Origin of the sequence: Kaistella sp. PBT33-4 (assembly GCF_029194425.1) — a bacterium.
Classification (GTDB): domain Bacteria; phylum Bacteroidota; class Bacteroidia; order Flavobacteriales; family Weeksellaceae; genus Marnyiella.
In genome coordinates, this window is record NZ_JARFYL010000001.1 from 156,151 (window position 1) to 173,821 (window position 17,671).

Annotated in this window: 10 protein-coding genes; 8 read left to right on the forward strand and 2 right to left on the reverse strand. The window is 45.8% G+C overall.

Going from position 1 to position 17,671, the window contains the following annotated elements:
• Positions 1–66: 66 nt before the first annotated feature.
• The 5 genes from P0M11_RS00690 to P0M11_RS00710 all read left to right on the forward strand — a co-directional run bounded on the left by P0M11_RS00690 (position 67) and on the right by P0M11_RS00710 (position 6,447).
• Positions 67–1,152: a site-specific integrase gene (locus tag P0M11_RS00690; RefSeq protein ID WP_275624014.1), complete on the forward strand. Its 1,086-nt coding sequence runs from the start codon at positions 67–69 to the stop codon at positions 1,150–1,152.
• A 163-nt stretch (positions 1,153–1,315) separates the two neighbouring features.
• Positions 1,316–2,728 carry a 23S rRNA (uracil(1939)-C(5))-methyltransferase RlmD gene (gene rlmD, locus P0M11_RS00695; RefSeq protein WP_275624015.1) on the forward strand — a complete coding sequence of 471 codons (1,413 nt, stop codon included), beginning with the start codon at positions 1,316–1,318 and terminating at the stop codon, positions 2,726–2,728.
• A gap of 110 nt (positions 2,729–2,838) precedes the next feature.
• Positions 2,839–5,349 (forward strand): zinc-dependent metalloprotease, encoded by a 2,511-nt coding sequence (locus tag P0M11_RS00700; RefSeq protein WP_275624016.1) that lies wholly within the window; start codon positions 2,839–2,841, stop codon positions 5,347–5,349.
• Positions 5,349–5,822: a DUF6452 family protein gene (locus P0M11_RS00705; protein WP_275624017.1), complete on the forward strand. Its 474-nt coding sequence runs from the start codon at positions 5,349–5,351 to the stop codon at positions 5,820–5,822. Before P0M11_RS00700 ends, P0M11_RS00705 begins: the two co-directional genes overlap by 1 nt.
• Positions 5,788–6,447 carry a DUF6048 family protein gene (locus P0M11_RS00710; RefSeq protein WP_275624018.1) on the forward strand — a complete coding sequence of 220 codons (660 nt, stop codon included), beginning with the start codon at positions 5,788–5,790 and terminating at the stop codon, positions 6,445–6,447. Before P0M11_RS00705 ends, P0M11_RS00710 begins: the two co-directional genes overlap by 35 nt.
• Here P0M11_RS00710 and P0M11_RS00715 read toward each other — a convergent pair whose 3' ends face one another.
• Positions 6,448–6,918 carry a hypothetical protein gene (locus tag P0M11_RS00715; RefSeq protein ID WP_275624019.1) on the reverse strand — a complete coding sequence of 157 codons (471 nt, stop codon included), beginning with the start codon at positions 6,916–6,918 and terminating at the stop codon, positions 6,448–6,450. It abuts the gene before it with no gap.
• Positions 6,919–7,053: 135 nt separating this feature from the next.
• Here P0M11_RS00715 and P0M11_RS00720 point away from each other — a divergent pair, with 135 nt between their 5' ends.
• From P0M11_RS00720 to P0M11_RS00730, 3 genes are all read left to right on the forward strand, one after another.
• Positions 7,054–9,087, forward strand: a complete 2,034-nt coding sequence (locus tag P0M11_RS00720) for a M43 family zinc metalloprotease (RefSeq protein WP_275624020.1) — start codon at positions 7,054–7,056, stop codon at positions 9,085–9,087.
• A 222-nt stretch (positions 9,088–9,309) separates the two neighbouring features.
• On the forward strand, positions 9,310–12,246 hold the full coding sequence (locus P0M11_RS00725) for a reprolysin-like metallopeptidase (protein ID WP_275624021.1): 2,937 nt from the start codon (positions 9,310–9,312) through the stop codon (positions 12,244–12,246).
• A 189-nt stretch (positions 12,247–12,435) separates the two neighbouring features.
• The gene (locus tag P0M11_RS00730; RefSeq protein ID WP_275624022.1) at positions 12,436–16,887 is read left to right on the forward strand and encodes a fibronectin type III domain-containing protein; all 4,452 of its coding nucleotides are present in this window, start codon (positions 12,436–12,438) and stop codon (positions 16,885–16,887) included.
• 143 nt (positions 16,888–17,030) lie between these two features.
• On the opposite strand, the gene coaE is transcribed toward P0M11_RS00730, so the two are convergent.
• Positions 17,031–17,666, reverse strand: coding sequence for a dephospho-CoA kinase (gene coaE, locus P0M11_RS00735; protein ID WP_275624023.1), 636 nt, complete (start codon positions 17,664–17,666; stop codon positions 17,031–17,033).
• Positions 17,667–17,671 lie beyond the last annotated feature (5 nt).

Here is a 17,671-nt window from a genome sequence, read left to right on the forward strand (position 1 = left end):
AGTGCGCATTTTATATTGTAACGATCCGATTAACTGCTTTTTTTTAGAAATATTAACATATCATAAATGCGCATAGTGAATATGGACTTTTCAGACAAAAGATATCGCTTTTTCGAAGGTACCCATGAGGGGAAAAATGTAATATGGATCCAGTTCGAAAAAAACGCTGAGATGATTGCCTGCCTGCGGTCGCATAGCAAGGCACGCTGGTCGGCCACCAATAAAAAATGGTATGTGACTGATAACCGCTACCATCGCCAGCTGTTCAATATGCCCCTGCAAATTACCGGCAAAGCGGTACTCGCCCAGATTCACCTCATTAATCTTCCGGAATACAAACGCTTCCAGGAGCACCTCCTGCTTAAGGGATATAGCCCAAATACCGCCCGCACCTACAGCACCGCATTTGCTCAACTGCTTTATGTCCTTAAAAACCATCCTGTAAAAGACCTTACCCCGGACCGGCTGCGCGCCTACTTCCTGTATTGCCATGAGGAACTTAAGCTTTCCGCGAGCGAAATTCACACCCGCATCAATGCCGTGAAATTCTATTTTGAACAGGTGCTGCACCGTGAACGGATGTTTATTGACATACCTCGGCCTAAAAAGAAACAGGCCCTGCCTAAAATGCTGACCAAAACAGAAGTGAGAAAAGTTATTGAGGTCACGGAGAATCCGAAACACCGCCTAATACTGCAGGTGTGCTACGGAATGGGGCTGCGCGTAAGCGAGGTCGTGGCGCTTAAACTTACGGACATTGACAGTGCCCGGAAACTCGTGCGCATAGAACAGGGAAAAGGCAAAAAAGACCGTCTGACCCTCCTGCCCGAAAGCCTGCTTACCGATATGCGGAACTACTACCTGGAGTACCAGCCCAAAGTCTACCTTTTTGAAGGGCAGGCGGGCGCTGCGTATGCTGCGCGGTCGGTACAGGCCGTCTTTAAAAAAGCCCTGGAGAAAGCCGGAATAAAGAAAAAAATAGGCATCCATGGGCTCCGCCACAGCTTTGCCACCCATTTGCTGGAAACCGGCACCGACATTCGATTCATCCAGGATTTCCTGGGGCACAGTTCCCTTAAGACCACCGAAATCTATACCCACGTTACCGACCTTTCCAAAGCGCAGATCAAAAGCCCGCTGGACACTTTATGACGTTTTTACCATGAGCCCTTCGGAGGAATAGAGTATAGAACTAATAAACCCCTAACTTTTACCAGGAATGAGAAAAAGACACTTGTCATTACCTTTCTTCACCGCAAATAATTCCAAACCGCCGGCCGGCGGTTTTTTTATTCCAAAAGCGTACTTTTGCTGCATGTCTAAAAACAGAAGAAAAAATCAGATACTCGAAAATATTCAGCTTGTTTCCGCCGGTGCAAAAGGCGTGGCCATAGGCCGTACCGCCGAGGGCAAAACCGTGCTCGTGTCGGGCGCAGTCCCCGGCGACCGTGTAAATGCCCGCGTGAAAAAAGCGAAATCCAACTACTTTGAAGCCGAAACCGTAGAAATACTGGAACCTTCCCCTTTCCGTGTGGAGCCTAAGTGTATCCATTTCGGAGTATGCGGCGGCTGCAAATGGCAGAATCTGTCCTACGAAAAACAGCTGGACATTAAACAGGATGAGGTCTTTAACCATATAAAAAGAATTGGTGGCATTGAGAACTTTGAAACGCTGCCCATCCTGGGCAGTGCAGAGCAGTACTTCTACCGCAACAAAATGGAGTTTTCATTCTCCAATGCGCGCTGGCTTACCCAGTATGAAATCAGTTCCGAGGAGAATTTCGGCAGCCGCGATGCCCTGGGCTTTCATATCCCCGGAATGTGGAGCAAAATCCTGGACCTGAAGGAATGCTGGCTTCAGGAACCACCTTCCAATGACATCCGTCTGGCAGTACGTAACTATGCCGCCGCCAACGGTCTGGATTTTTTTGATGTAAAAAGTCAGGAAGGTTTCCTGCGTACCTTGATGCTGCGCCAAAACTCGATGGGGGAGTGGATGGTACTTTTCCAGCTCTTCCGTGAGGAAAAGGAAAACCGCGAAAAGCTTTTCGAATTTTTGCTGAAGGAATTTCCCCAGATTAAAACTTTGGTTTATACCATAAACAGTAAGCAGAATGACTCCATTTATGACCAGGAAGTTATAACCTACTTTGGTGACGGCTTTATAATGGAAGAAATGGACGGCCTGAAGTTCAAGATTGGGCCCAAATCCTTTTTCCAGACCAATTACCGGCAGGCGCTTGAGCTGTACCGCAAGACTCTTGAGTTTGCAGACCTGCAGGGTCATGAAGTGGTGTATGACCTTTACACAGGTACCGGAACAATCGCACAGTACGTGGCCCGCAACGCAAAACAGGTCATCGGCATTGAGTCCGTACCCGAAGCTATTGCTGCGGCAAAGGAGCATGCGGAACTGAACGGGCTTTCCAACTGTACCTTCTACTGTGGAGATATGAAGGATATCTTCAATGATGAATTCCTGGCCAACCATCCACCGGCAGATGTACTTATTACCGACCCGCCGCGCGACGGTATGCACCAGAAGGTGGTGGAGCAGATCCTGAAACTTGCTCCTCAGCGTATTGTCTACGTAAGCTGTAATTCGGCCACCCAGGCCCGGGACCTTGCCCTTATGAAAGACCAGTACCGTTTGGTGAAGATCCTTCCGGTAGATATGTTCCCGCAGACGCATCACGTGGAAAACATTGCTCTGATGGAGCGGATTTAAACCTGTTCCATTTTTAGTGACCTTATTCCTTCTAGTTACTGGCCAGTTGGTTCAATTTATTCCGCTTCGTGTTACTGTAATTTTCTATCTTTAGCCAAATAAAAAATTTGATGATTCTTAAGAACTTATTCATACTCACCCTTGTAACTTCAGCCTTTTCGTTTTCAGGCGCGCAGGAACGGGATACTGTTGTAGTGAAAACAGACACCGCTGCCGTAAAAAAGCCGGATACTGCTGCAAAGGACAAAAAGAAAGAAACTGTAAAACCATATAAGGACGTCATTACCTCTAAAGCCATTTCGGATGCCGGAGCCATCACCGTTCATAAGGTAGATGAGAAATATTACTTTGAAATTCCGGATAAGGTTCTTGCAAAAGAATTTCTTCTGGTTACCCGTCTTACCAAGGCTGCCGCAGGTATGCGTTCCGGAACCACAGGTTATGCCGGCGACCAGATCGCACAGAATCTGATCACTTTTGAAAAAGGTCCGCAGGACAAGCTTTTTGTACGCTCAATTTCCTATGCCGACTACGCTGCTGACTCCACTTCCCAGATGTACAGTTCGGTAATGCGTAACAATATGCAGGCAATCATACATGCCTTCGACATTAAAGCCTACGGTAAGGACAAAAAATCTTTCGTTGTAGAGGTTACCGATCTGGTGAACGCGGACAATGAACTTGTCTCCTTTGATGCTGGCATGAAGAAGAGGTTTAAGGTAGGAGCTTTTCAGAAAGATAAATCATTCATCAACTTCATAAAATCCTTCCCCACCAACCTGGAAATAAATACGACCAAGACATTCGCAAGAACATTGGGCGATGTTACATTCCCGCCGGGCGTGGAGAAACCTACAGTAAGCGGAAACTATACGGTTGAGATTAACTCCTCTCTTGTTATGCTGCCTGAAAATAAGATGCAGGCCCGATACTTCGACCCCCGCGTTGGATATTTTACCGTGGGCTATACAGATTTCGACCTGGACCCGCAGGGAGTAAAGAGAGTATCGCTGATCAAAAGATGGAGACTGGAGCCAAAGCCGCAGGACCTGGAAAAATATAAAAGAGGCGAGTTGGTAGAACCCGCCAAGCCCATTGTATTTTATATTGATCCGGCCACACCGAAGAAGTGGGTGCCTTACCTCATGCAGGGCGTAAATGACTGGCAGAAGGCTTTCGAAAAGGCAGGTTTTAAAAATGCCGTGTATGCTAAGATTCCAAATGTAAAGGAAGACCCGGAGTGGAGTCTGGAAGACGCGCGTTTCTCGGCTATAGTATACAAACCCTCTGATGTGCCCAATGCTTCAGGACCTTCAATTTCCGACCCTCGTACCGGTGAGATTCTGGAAAGTCACATCAACTGGTATCATAATGTTATGAACCTGCTGCGTAACTGGTATTTCATTCAGGCTTCACCAAATGATGAACGTGCGCGCAAAATGAATTTCGATGATGAGCTTATGGGAGAACTGATCCGTTTTGTTTCAGCTCATGAGGTAGGTCACACGTTGGGACTGAGACACAACTTCATCTCAAGTGCGGCGGTACCGGTAGAAAAACTCAGGGACAAAAAATGGCTGGAAGAGAATGGCCATACCCCCTCCATTATGGACTATGCCAGGTTCAACTATGTAGCACAGCCGGAAGACAGGATTCCGGACAGTGGCATAATGCCCCGCATCGGCGACTATGACGACTGGGCCATCGAATGGGGTTACCGTCGTTTTTATCAGTTTGATTCGCCGGAGAAAGAAAAGGAATATCTGAACAAATGGGTCATGGATAAAATGAAAAATCCAAGGCTTTGGTTCGGTACCGAAAGCAACCCCTTCGATCCGCGTCTGCAAAGTGAGCAGATTGGGGATAATCCTATGCTGGCCGGAACCTATGGTATAAAAAACCTGGGCCGAATTGTTAAAAACCTGGATGAATGGACCGCTACGCCTAATGAAGGTTATAACGACCTCAGCATGATGTACGATCAGGTGACTTCGCAGTTCAGCAGATATCTGGGGCACGTTTCAAAATATATAGGCGGACAGATGGAAACGCCTAAATCGGTGGAGCAGAAAGGTCCTGTTTATGAAGCAGTACCGCGTAAAGACCAAAAGGATGCTCTGAATTTCTTAAGCAGAAACATATTTGAAACACCTGAGTGGCTGCTGAGGAATGACATATTCGACAGGACAGGCACCTCACCGGTAGAAGTAGTGGAGCGGCTTCAAAATTCTGTGCTGAACAGGATATTGAGTACAAGTGTACTCCAGATGATGTACCAGACACAGGCTGTCGAAAATAATGCCTATCCTGTGGCGGAATATATGAATGACCTTAAAGCTGAAGTGTTCCGCGGCAAACCGGATCTTTACCGCAGGAATCTGCAGCGTAATTATGTGGAATCCATGGTTGCACTGCTGAATGCCAAACCCTCGTCCGGTGCAGGCAGACCCGGCAGATCAGTTGCTGTTTCAGATAATTCCGATGTAAAAGCGGTTGTTCGCGGTGTACTGAACGAGCTGAAAAACGAACTTACTGCAAAATCAGGAGCAGATACCATTACCAAATACCATTATGATGACCTGGTATTCCGTTTGGAAAAAGCCCTTAATCCACGAAGCTGATGAAGTTTTTTCTTACAGTACTCACTTCCTTACTGCTGCTGATTTCATGCAGTACAGATGATGACGTGTGTACAGGAGGTGAAGGAACTCCCAGGGTAAAGATAAAATTTAAGACATTTGCCACGGGCAAGCCCCGCACACTTGATTCCGTGTTTGTGGCGGTGGATTACGGTTCCGGTCCTGTGACTGTAGTTCAGAATACGGTTAAGACAGACTCCCTGCTGTTGCCACTTCGTGTGGAGGACCTGCCTTTTACCGATATTTTCGTTGCGACATCCCGCACGGGTCCTGTGTCGCATGTACGCTTAAATTATACCACGAGCACAGAATATGTATCGCCGGCCTGCGGAATAAGGAGATTATATACTGGCCTGTCTGCAGACCTTCAGCAACCCGATCCTGTATTGGGAGTTGAAACTGCTCAAAATGAAATAGTAAATGAAAGCAAAACTCACCTTTTCCTTCTTTTTTAGTCTTTGTTCACTCGCTATTTCTGCGCAGATGGCGGAACCTGTGGAAAAATCAGGATGGAAGTACAGTCCCAATTTTGTTGTTGGGGTTGATGTGCTGGGTGCCGGACTTTCATTCTTCGGCGACCGAAAGGTGTTTCAGGGTTTTGTATCGTCAAGGCTGAAGAAGGAACTTCATGCGGTAGCCGATGCAGGGTTTGAAACAAACAGCTACATCAAGAACGGTTACGATGCTGAGGTAAGTGGTCCTTTCATAAAACTGGGTGCCTTATACAGGCTGATGAAGGATCCTGAAAACGCTCTGAACGGTTTTTATGTCGGGGGAAAGGCCGCAGCTTCATTTTACAGGCAGGAATACCGGTCCGTGCCTGTGAGGGGTTTCGGCGGAAGTTCGTCGTCCGTTGCTTTCCCGCCATCATCGCAATCCTCTTATTGGATTGAGGGTTATGCCGGCGGACGGGTGCAACTGTTTGACAGTAATTTTTATATTGATGTAAATGTGCAGCCCAAATATGTCCTGTATTCAACTACACAGGAAAATATTAAACCCATGATCATCCCCGGCTTCGGCCGCAGTTCCGGTAAATTTAACATGGGATATATGTGGAATATTGCCTATTCCTTCTGATTATTTCTCTTTGAAGTTTTTGGCAACTGCAAAATAGAGCTCAGCAAATTCTTTGGGTGGTGTTCCGGAATCAAAACTTTGGCTGTTGTACACTTTGCCCCCTGCAGTTATTTTAAGGTCCGCAGAAAAAGCTCCATCATAAAACCGCTTGGTAGTGGGTGATTTATAACTGCCGAGTCCTGACAGTTTCTCAGCGGAGAGCTGGTTGATAATGGCATTCCATTCCGCAGCGGACATTTTTTCATTTTTAACCTGTCTGTTTATTTCCACTATTTTGTTGGTAGGGGTGATGGTCACCATCCTTCGGGAGCCGCGGGTCATTTCCTCGAGTTCAATTTTCTGGATATTCAACCTGTTTGCAGTAGTGCTTACTGCTGTTTTATCTTTATTTTCAGGCTTCTTTTTCTGGGCACTGCACTGAAGCGTTATCAGCGAAAGAGCAAGGAGGAGGCTGGTTTTTAGGTGAGTCATAAAAATTCAGATTTTATATAAAATTATTCAAAAAAACACCTGTTTTATTTAAAATATGTGGTTTAACATTAAAAAAACCTGTATTTTCGCAAATCTTAAAAATAAATTTAATTTTTTATAAAAGTACAACAAATTATGAGTAAAAGGTCTTTACTGAAATCATTCTTTCTGTCAGCACTTTTCATGGGTGCTACAGCGACGCAAGGTCAGAAGCGGACGAAAGCTGATTCAGATGTAGTTATTTTTGGCAAAAAATACACCAATAAAGAGATTCAGGAAAATCCGGCGGTGATAAAGTGTGCTACTACTGAATATGAAGCCAGACTGCAGTCCAGTGATCCCAACAGGATGAATGATGCACAGTTTGAAGCCTGGCTGGCGCCCCTGGTGGAGAAGGCAAAAGCAGATAAATCCCAGAATAACGGAATTATTACCATTCCGGTAGTTGTTCACGTAATCCATAGTGGTCAGCAGGTGGGATTTCAGGCAAATATTAGTGACAATCAGGTGATTTCTCAGATTGAGGCCATGAACAACGATTTCCGGAAGGTTTTTGGGACCAGAGGTGAGAATTTTGACCCGGTAGGTGCTGATGTGATGGTTCAGTTCGCCCTGGCAAAGGTGGACCCCAACGGAAACCCTACCAATGGTATAGACCGCGTAAACCTTTGTCAGACTTCCTGGAACCCAGATGATGTTGATACAAAGGTGAAACCTCAGACAATATGGGATCCCAACTCTTATCTGAATATGTGGACCGTTAACTTTTCTATTCAGGGTCTCTTGGGTTATGCGCAGTTTCCAAGCGGTTCGGGCTTGGCCGGAATGCCCGGAAATGGCGGTGCTGCCAATTCTGACGGCGTTGTTGCAGGTTACAGATCTTTCGGAAGTTCTGATTATAATGACGGAACCTTCAACCTGATGCAGGGTTCTGATCTGGGCCGCACCATGACCCATGAAGTGGGCCACTTCCTTGGACTGAGACATCTTTGGGGCGACGGCGGCTGTACGGTAGATGATTTCTGCAACGATACACCAAACTCCTCCAGTGCCGGAAACGCTCAATATAACTGCAATGACTTCCAGGATTCCTGTCCCTCCAGTCCGGGATTGGATATGGTTCGTAACTATATGAACTATACCAATGATTCCTGCATGAATATCTTTACCAATGACCAGAAGGCCAGAATTGTGGCAGTAATGAACAATTCTCCAAGGAGAGCCTCGCTGAAAACTTCAACCAAAGATATTGCGATCCCACTTTTCCCAAATGACGCTGAAATTAAAATTGAAAATGTGTGTGGGGGTGCAGGTTGTGACGTGGTGACCAATCAGTTCAAACTGACTGTTTACAACCGCGGTACTTCTCTCCTGACTTCAGCTGCAATTAATTACAGTTATAATGGAGGTGCCAACCAAGTTTATAACTGGACGGGTTCACTCGCGCAGGATAAATTCAGCACAATAACAATAAGTTTACCTGCCGGTACCATACTCACTACGGTTACTGCCGGTATACAGACTGTAAACGGTGTTGCCGATCAGCGTGCTACAAACAATTCAGCTACAAAGTCATTTGGTTCGCCGGTATATCCTTTCAGCACAGTAGTTTTCAGACTTCAGCAGGATATGTATGGTGATGAAACCAGCTGGGAGCTGAGAAACGGTTCCGGTGCCATCCTTTATTCCGGTGGCCCATATTCAGACACATCCCCGTCCATTCCGGCTCTAATTACTGAGACCTGGAACCTTCCTTTAGATAACTGCTATACATTCCAGATTACGGACAGCTTCGGCGACGGCATCAACAGTGGATATGGTGCAGGCTACTTTGATTTGAAATCACAAGACGGTACTACTGTAATATACAGTGGTGGTTCTTTTGGCGACCAGGAAACAGTTCTTTTCAAACTTAGTTCAAACCTGGCTACTTCTGAAGCTGCCGCGGCAAAGTTTGAAGTGTATCCCAATCCGGCAAAGGATGTGCTGAACATTACAAAAGTATCCAACCGTGCGCTTTACTCTATATACAGCTCCATCGGGCAGGTAGTGGCCAGGGGCAAGCTACAGGATAATAAAGTAAATGTTTCCGGCCTGGCTGCAGGTGCTTATATAATTACCGTGGATGACGGTGATTTTTCCGGAAATGTTAAGTTTATAAAGAAGTAAATAACTTCCTTTCCAATATGAATATCCTCAAATTTTTTGAGGATATTTTTTTTGCCGATTATCAGGCATCAATTTACCTAAAGCCAGTCTGCGACATTATTACAGACATCTCAACTATGCAGAAGTATTGACAATGAGGTGGTTTTATGCTAAAGTTTTACTGGATTAAATGCGCCTAATTGTAAAAAATAATTAATTTTGTTCAAATTATTTAATGGAATCATGAAGAAACTATTTACGTTTATGGTTCTCCTGGGTTTGTCTTCCGGAACTTTTGCGCAGTGGAAGAAGGCACCAACTAAAGGAGACAGAGTAATAAATGCGCAGACAAAGGAGGAATTTTATGTGCTGGATATACAGCAGATTAAATCGCAGTTGATTAATGCGCAGGAATCCGGTAATTATGCTAAGCCGGTTGTTATTTCTATTCCGGTATTGGGTGGAAAGACCGAAAGGTTTAATGTGTACAGTGCACCGGTAGTTGTGAAAGAACTTGCGGACCAGTACGGTCTTGGTTCTTATGCCGGTGTAGGTATTGATGATCCTTCCAAACTGATCAGATTCAGTGTGGCAGGAGACGATTTTCAGTCCTCAATTGAGGCCAATGGTTATTACCAGTTTATATCTCCGGCCGATAAGTCCAAATCTCTGTTTAAGGTTCATCCAAAGACGGGCAGAACCGGGAATGACAGTTTCCTCTGTACTACTGAGGAGAACCCAATGGTGAAAAAGCAGATGGAACAGTTGTTTAATTCAGGTAAGTCTTTTGCTCATAACCCGGCAGATTTTGCCAAAAGTTCTGACAAAAAGTTCCGCACCCTAAGGCTGGCACTTTCTACTACAGCAGAATATACAAATTTCTTTGGAGGAGTAAGCCAGGCTCTTACACAGATGAATGCCACTCTTACAAGGGTGAATTTTGTATTTGAAAAGGATTTGGCGCTAAGACTGTTGCTTCAGAACTATCCACAGCTTATCTATACAAACCCAGCCACAGATCCTTACGATGCGTGGAACGCACCTGCACCTGGAGGTATGGATGCCTGGAACGGTCAGTTACAGCAAACGCTTACCAATGTGGTTGGCAATGCGAACTATGACATAGGTCACCTTTTCGGAAGTAACGGAGGTGGTGGAAATGCTGGTTGTATCGGATGTATCTGTATTAATCCGACTGCCGCAGTTCCCAACGGTAAAGGATCCGCGTACACCTCACCTGGAAGCGGCCAACCGATGGGAGATGCATTCGACATTGATTATGTAGCCCATGAAATGGGACATCAGCTTGCCGGAACACACACATTCACCCATCAGATTCAGGGTGGTGGAAGCAGCATGGAGCCGGGATCCGGATCTACCATTATGGGTTATGCCGGAATCACTAACCAAGATGTTCAGAACCAGTCTGATCCTTATTTCCATGCAATCTCCATTCAGCAGATCCAGAACAACCTGATGTCCAAGACGTGTGATATTGAGACCAATATAGCCAATAATCCACCGGTGATCGCCGCTTTGCCGTCTTATACCATTCCTAAAGGAACAGCATTTGTTCTTACGGCGAGTGCCACTGATCCGGAAAATGACCCAATGAATTATACCTGGGAGCAGTTTGATAATGGCTCATCCGCAACCACAGCTGCCAACCTTGGTACACTCACCACCGGGCCTTCGTTCCGCTCCATGCCTCCTACAACAAGTCCTACAAGATACTTTCCAAGACTGTCGTCTGTACTTGCAGGAGTTCTGAACAACAGTAACAACCTTTGGGAAGCTGTCTCCACGGTTGCGAGACCTCAAACCTTCCGTGTGACAGTTCGCGATAACCATCCGATATCCAACCAGCAGCAAACTCAGTTTGCCCAGCAAAGTATTACCGTTGGGGATGCAGGACCTTTCCGTGTGACATCGGTTACCGGCTACAACAATATAGCTGGTCCTTTAACCTGGGACGTAGCGTCTACCAATGCGGCTCCATATAATGTAGCCAATGTAAAAATTGATTATACTACAAATGATGGAACCACATGGGTAACTCTGCTGGCTTCCACACCTAATGACGGTTCGGAAAATGTTGTGTTTACCGGTATCCCTACGGGCTCCAACGTAAAAGTTCGTGTAAGTGCTGTTAATAATGTATTTTATGCAGTAGGTTCGTTACAGATTGGCCCGTTGGCGGCTTGTGACGGAACTGCGCCTACCGGTGTATCTGTGTCCGGAATTTCCGGCTCAGGTGCTACAGTAATGTGGACGGCCATGAACGGTGCTACTTATGAAGTGCGTTACAGAATTGTGGGATCACCAACATGGACTACGGTAACAACTGCCAATCCAACAGTAACCCTTTCCGGACTGCAGCAGAATTCAAACTATGAAGTACAGGTAAATGCGACCTGCAGCGGAACCCCGGGACCTTTCAGTGCGTCGGTTAACTTCTCAACCACAGTAGTTACATATTGTCCGGCAGCTGCGCAGAATACCCTGTATGAATATATTTCAAATGTGACGCTTGCCAATGTGAATAATACTTCTGCAAACAGTACTTATACCAACTATACGACTAATCCGGCGCTGCAGATTAATCTGGCACAGGGTAACACGTATACCCTTTCTGTAACGAAAGCCTGGCTAAACAACGTTCCGGATTATGATGCGGTATCTGCGTGGATTGATTTTAACATGAATGGCACCTTTGAGGATGCCGAGAGGGTGATGACTTCTCCCGTAAGTAATACAGCGGTGGTTACTGCCAGTTTCACGGTTCCGGCTACGGTTGTGACAGGACAACCGTTGCGAATGAGGGTAATCAATATATATGCAGGTGCATCCAATGCAGGTGCGATACTTACCAACCCATGTGCAAATCCAGGTTACGGCGAAGTAGAGGATTATAATGTAGTTGTAACTGGAGCCATGGCCACCAGTGAAGTACAGGATTCAGGAGTAAAGATTTATCCTAACCCTGCTACAGATGTACTGAATATTACTAAGGTTTCAGACCGTGCGCTGTACCAAATCCATAATATGGTAGGACAGCTGGTTAGCGGTGGACAGATCAAGCGTAATCAGGTTAACGTTGCAGGTCTTACAGTAGGTACCTATATTATTACGGTAACGGATGGAGATCTTAAGATGAGCACCAAGTTCATCAAGAAATAAGACACTTTAATGATAACAATCCCCTCCGAATTTGATTTGGAGGGGATTTTTTTTGGTCTGAAAGCCGTTTTGCTGAAAGAATACGTAAAAATGTTGAAACTGGCTTTAAACTTTAAAAAAATATCAGGACTTATGCAATAACTTCTAAAAAAATCTTAGATTTGTAGATAATATAGAAATAGTGTTATTATGAAAAAACTTTTATTAATGCTGATCTTAGGGTTTATGGCCCAGGTTAGTGGTCAGGGCACGCCGTCACCCTTACCCTATAGCCAGCCATTCACCACTAACGATTTTACTTTCGTTGGCGCACAGGCTAACAAGTGGGCACATGGATCCGCAGCAGGTAATCCTGCCGATGCGATCTATATTTCCAACGACAACGGTGTTACCAATGAGTATACCAATAACTCCACCAGTGTGGCGCATGCTTACAAGGATTTGATTATCCCTGCGGGTTCTACAGTTGCTACGCTGTCATTTGACTGGCGGGCAAATGGTGAATCCTGCTGTGATTACCTGCGGGTATGGCTGGTTCCTTCAACCTTTACACCCACAGCAGGTACACAAATTACTGCCGGTGCCGGACGGATACAGCTAGGCGGTAATATGAATATGCAGTCCACTTGGCAAAACTACTTTAACACCAATGTAGCCATCAACACCTTCGCTGGTGCTAATATGAGGCTGGTTTTTGAGTGGAGAAATGACGGAAGTTTAGGTACTGCGCCGGCCGGAGGGATAGATAATGTCAATTTTGCCATTCCGACATGTGTTGTTCCAGGCAACCCGAACGTAACCAACCTTACACCTAATTCCGCAACCCTTAACTGGACAGCACCTTCACCAGCACCGGCTAACGGTTATCAATATTATCTAACCACTACCAATACACCGCCTACAGCAGCTACAGTTGGAACCGCGGTTACAGGTACCAGTGTGAATCTTCCTTCGCTGATTCCGGGTACAACCTATTACTGGTGGGTGCGAGCGATCTGTTCATCTACGGACAGTAGTTTCTGGGTTGCCGGTCCTGAATTCACTCCGGGACAGATAGGCTCAGGTACAGCAAATCAAGGGTTTCTTCCTGTATATTCATGTTATGGATACAGCTATTCGCAGCAAATTTATACAGGTGCAGAAGTTACAGCAGCTCTCGGAGCTAATAATGTTATAACTAAAGTGCGTTTCAAAGTGTCTTCACCCGCTTCAACTCAGGCCAATTATAACCAGTGGGTTGTTTACATGGGAAATACCACGCAGGCCAACTTTGCAACCACAACTTCCTATGTGCCTCTAAACCAAATGATGCAGGTTTATACAGGTACGCTTCCAAATATGGTGGCCGGTACGTGGGTGGAACTTACTCTCAACGTTCCATTTGTATGGGATGGAGTAAATAATATAGTTATTGCTGTGGATGAAAATTCTCCCGGTCTTTCATGTACTGCTAACTGGGGAAGTTATACAGCCGGAACTAACAGAGGTATATTGTATAGAAGTGATTCAGTGAATCCTGATCCTGCTTCACCACCTTCAGCAAGTTCCAGATATTCTGCCATTCCGCAAGTTCAGTTTGTAGGTGAGCCACTACCTGCATGTACGGCTGCAGCGCCAACGAATGTTATGGCTAGTGGACTTACCAGTACGACTGCCAACTTATCGTGGATGCCTGCTCTAGGTGCAAGTTATGTGTTGCAATGGAGACAAGTCGGTTCGCCTACCTGGAATACTGTAACTCCGGCTCCGGTGAACAGTTTCCATGTTCTAACAGGTTTACAGGAACAAACGCAATATGAATTCAGGGTAGCTTATGTGTGTAGTGGTACGCAGGGTGCTTTTGCCGGACCTATTCAGTTCACGACCCCGGCTATGTCCTACTGTACGTCTGCGCCTACCAGCACAACGCCTTACGAGTATATCTCCAATGTAACCGTTAACGCAATCGGAGCGCCGGCAATGGTTTCCAATTCAACCGGTACCGGTGGTGTATATACGGACTATACAAATGATCCTTCACGTCTCGTAAGACTGGTGATCGGTACTTCAGGTAACACTGTTTCCGTTTCCAAAGCATGGCTAGGAACAAATTATGCAGCGGGAACGGGTGTTTGGATTGACTTTAACAGAAATGGAACTTTCGAAGCTTCTGAAAGAGTTCTTAACTCACCATCAAATACCACTACACCTGTAAATGCAACGTTTACAGTTCCTAACCCACCAGGATCCTATGTTGGACCACTGAAAACCAGAATGAGGGTAATACTTCAGGAAGGAGGAAATCCAAATGCCTGCGGTGGATTTACGTGGGGAGAAGTTGAGGATTATAATGTGGAACTGGTGGAACCAATCCCATGTACTTCGGCTGCGCCACAAGGACTGTCAGCAAGTAATGTAGGACCTGTTTCTGCGACACTTTCCTGGATTCCTGCATCGGGAGCAGCTTATGTGCTGGAATGGAGAGAAGTAACGAACCCGGTATCACCGTGGACCACTGTTACTCCTGCACCTGTAAACAGTTTCCATGTTCTTACCGGTCTTCAGGAACAGAAAACCTATGAATTCCGTGTTGCTTACGTATGTAGCGGAACTCAGGGAGCTTACAGTGCACCATTCCAGTTTACAACACCGCCGTTGAACTGGTGTAGCGCGGGATCGACCACCACACCGGTTGATGAACATATTACGAATGTAACAGTGACACCAACCGGTTTCCCGATCAGTGCACCAATGGTGAACAACTCCGGACCAAGTACTTATACTGACTACTATTTAGATCCTGCCAAACTGGTAACTCTTGTTCTTGGATCTACAGGAAACACTATTTCAGTTGAAAAAGGATGGGTTAACGCACCGTCCAACGTGGCTGTTTCTGCCTGGATCGATTTTAACAGAGATGGTATCTTTGATACTGCAGAACTTGTTCTTAACACTGCTTCAAGCCAGATCACTCCGGTATCAACTACATTCGCAGTGCCTGCCGTAGGTTATGCAAGTCCTTACAATACCAAAATGAGGGTAATTGCCAGACTTACCACTGTGCCGACGGCTTGTGGAACATTTAACTATGGCGAGGTTGAAGATTATCCGGTACGTCTGGTTGAGCCGATTCCTTGTAACAACGCTGCACCTCAGAACGTAGTGGTGTCCGGAATTACACACAACACTGCAACCGTTACGTGGACACCTGATCCGGGAGGTGCAACTTACATTGTACAGTACAAACCTGTTGGTGCAGCCAACTGGACCGGTCAGATTCCTGTTACTTATCTTACAGGTACGTATACCATTCCTAACCTGACGCCTTCAACACAGTATATTGTACAGGTTGTAGCACTTTGTGACAACGTACCGGGAGCACCAACGGAAGTTCCGTTTGAAACCAAGTGTGATCCTGAGCCACCTACTAACTTTACTGTAACTTCAATAACACCAAACAGTGCCTTAGTTTCATGGAATCCGGTTCCGACTGCTTCCTATGTACTTCAGTACCGTGAGGTTGGTGCCGCTACCTGGACCACAGTTACCGTAACAGGTACATCGTATTCACTAACAGGTCTTAACCCGTATACCACTTATGAAGTACGTGTTGCTTCGGAATGTTCAGGTGCAGTTAATCCTTATACTACACCACAGGTGTTTACTACATTGCCAACCTGTGAGATGGCGCCGATCGGTCTTACCGTAACCAATATTACCATGACACAGGCGCAGGTAGACTGGAACGCGTATCCGGGAGCGACCTATGTGCTGAGATGGAGAAAGGTTGGTTCTTCAGGATGGAATACACAAAACCTTACTGTCAATACATACATCATTACAGGACTGTTTGAAGAAACTCAGTATGAAGTTCAGATTGCAAACGTTTGTGGCGGAACTACCCAACAGTTCACACATCCTTATGTATTTACAACTCCAGGACTGATGTACTGTGATATGACAGCTGCAAGTTCAGCTGCGGAACATATTTCAAATGTTAACGTGAGACCGGCAGGCGGAACAGAAATGAACAGTGATTCTGATGCATCAGGCTATACCAGCTATGTGAATGATATCACAAGACATATCCTTCTGGTTCAGGGATCTACCGGTAACAGGATTTCCATCAGCAAGGAATGGGCAAATACCCAGTATAACGAAGCTGTAACTGTCTGGATTGACTTCAACAGAGACGGAGTATTCTCCAACAGTGAAAGAATCCTTATTGCTCCGGCCAACCAGAATACGCCGGTTACAGGCACCTTCTCCGTACCGGCAGATGCTTATGTAAGCCTTACAAATGACAAATATGTTGTTATGAGGGTAGCGATGAGCAGAGACGGATCTCCAGAGATGTGTTCAACCTTTGCCAATGGTGAAGTGGAAGATTACCGTGTAAGGATTACGAAGGCAATGCCTATCAACATCATGGATCCTACCCAGATCAACGTTTATCCTAACCCTGTTAAAAATACACTCTTCATAACTAAGGTGAAGGACGGTGCCAAGTACAATGTGTACAGCGCAATCGGACAGCTTATACAGAGCGGTATCGTTATCGGTAACAAGATAGACGTAAGTAAACTGATCAATGGAGTGTTTGTGATTGACATCACCGACACCAACGGACAGGCAGTACAGAAAAAATTCATTAAAGAATAATTGCTGGTCCTAATAAGTGAAGCCCTCAGAAATGAGGGCTTTTTTATTGGTCAAGTGTGTAGCCTGGAATTGGTTTTTACGTTTTAAAAAATAAGAAGGAGGTGACCAAGCGTCATCTCCTTCTTTTAATATAAACTCTTTTACTATGATTTCGCTTCTGCCAGCTGTGATATCACCTTCTCTGTTTCGGTTTCAAGCTCTGTTAAGCCTTCATTGTTATGAATTACAAAATCAGCCAGTTTTAGCTTGTCCTTTTCCGGGAGCTGCCGGTCCATAATGGCTTCTATTTCCCGGTAGGTTTTTCCGTCGCGGTCCATTACCCTTTTCATCCTGATGTTGTCTTCTGCGGTAACCAGTATGGTATTGTCGCATTCTTTATTCAGTCCCAGTTCAAAAAGCAGGGCCGTTTCCTTAAAAAGGAGCGGGCTATGATGCCGGCCTTTCCACGTTTCAAAATCCAGACGAACGGCGGGGTGAATCAGGCCGTTCAGGCCATCAAGCAGGGTGTCGTTGCCGAATACCTTGCCGGCAACCACTTTGCGGTTGTACCTGCTGTCGCTGTCGTAAGCGGTGGGACCCAGCAGTTCTATAATTTGTTCCTTAAGTCGGGGGTCGTCATTTACGATTTCCTTTGCGCGGATATCTGAGTAGTATACAGGGTAACCCAATCCTTCAATGAATTTCGCTACTGTACTTTTACCGGAACCAATACCGCCGGTAAGGCCAATGATCTGGGGCTCGGGTTCGGGCGAGGCGGTTCCGCCATCGTTAGTGTCCATAAATT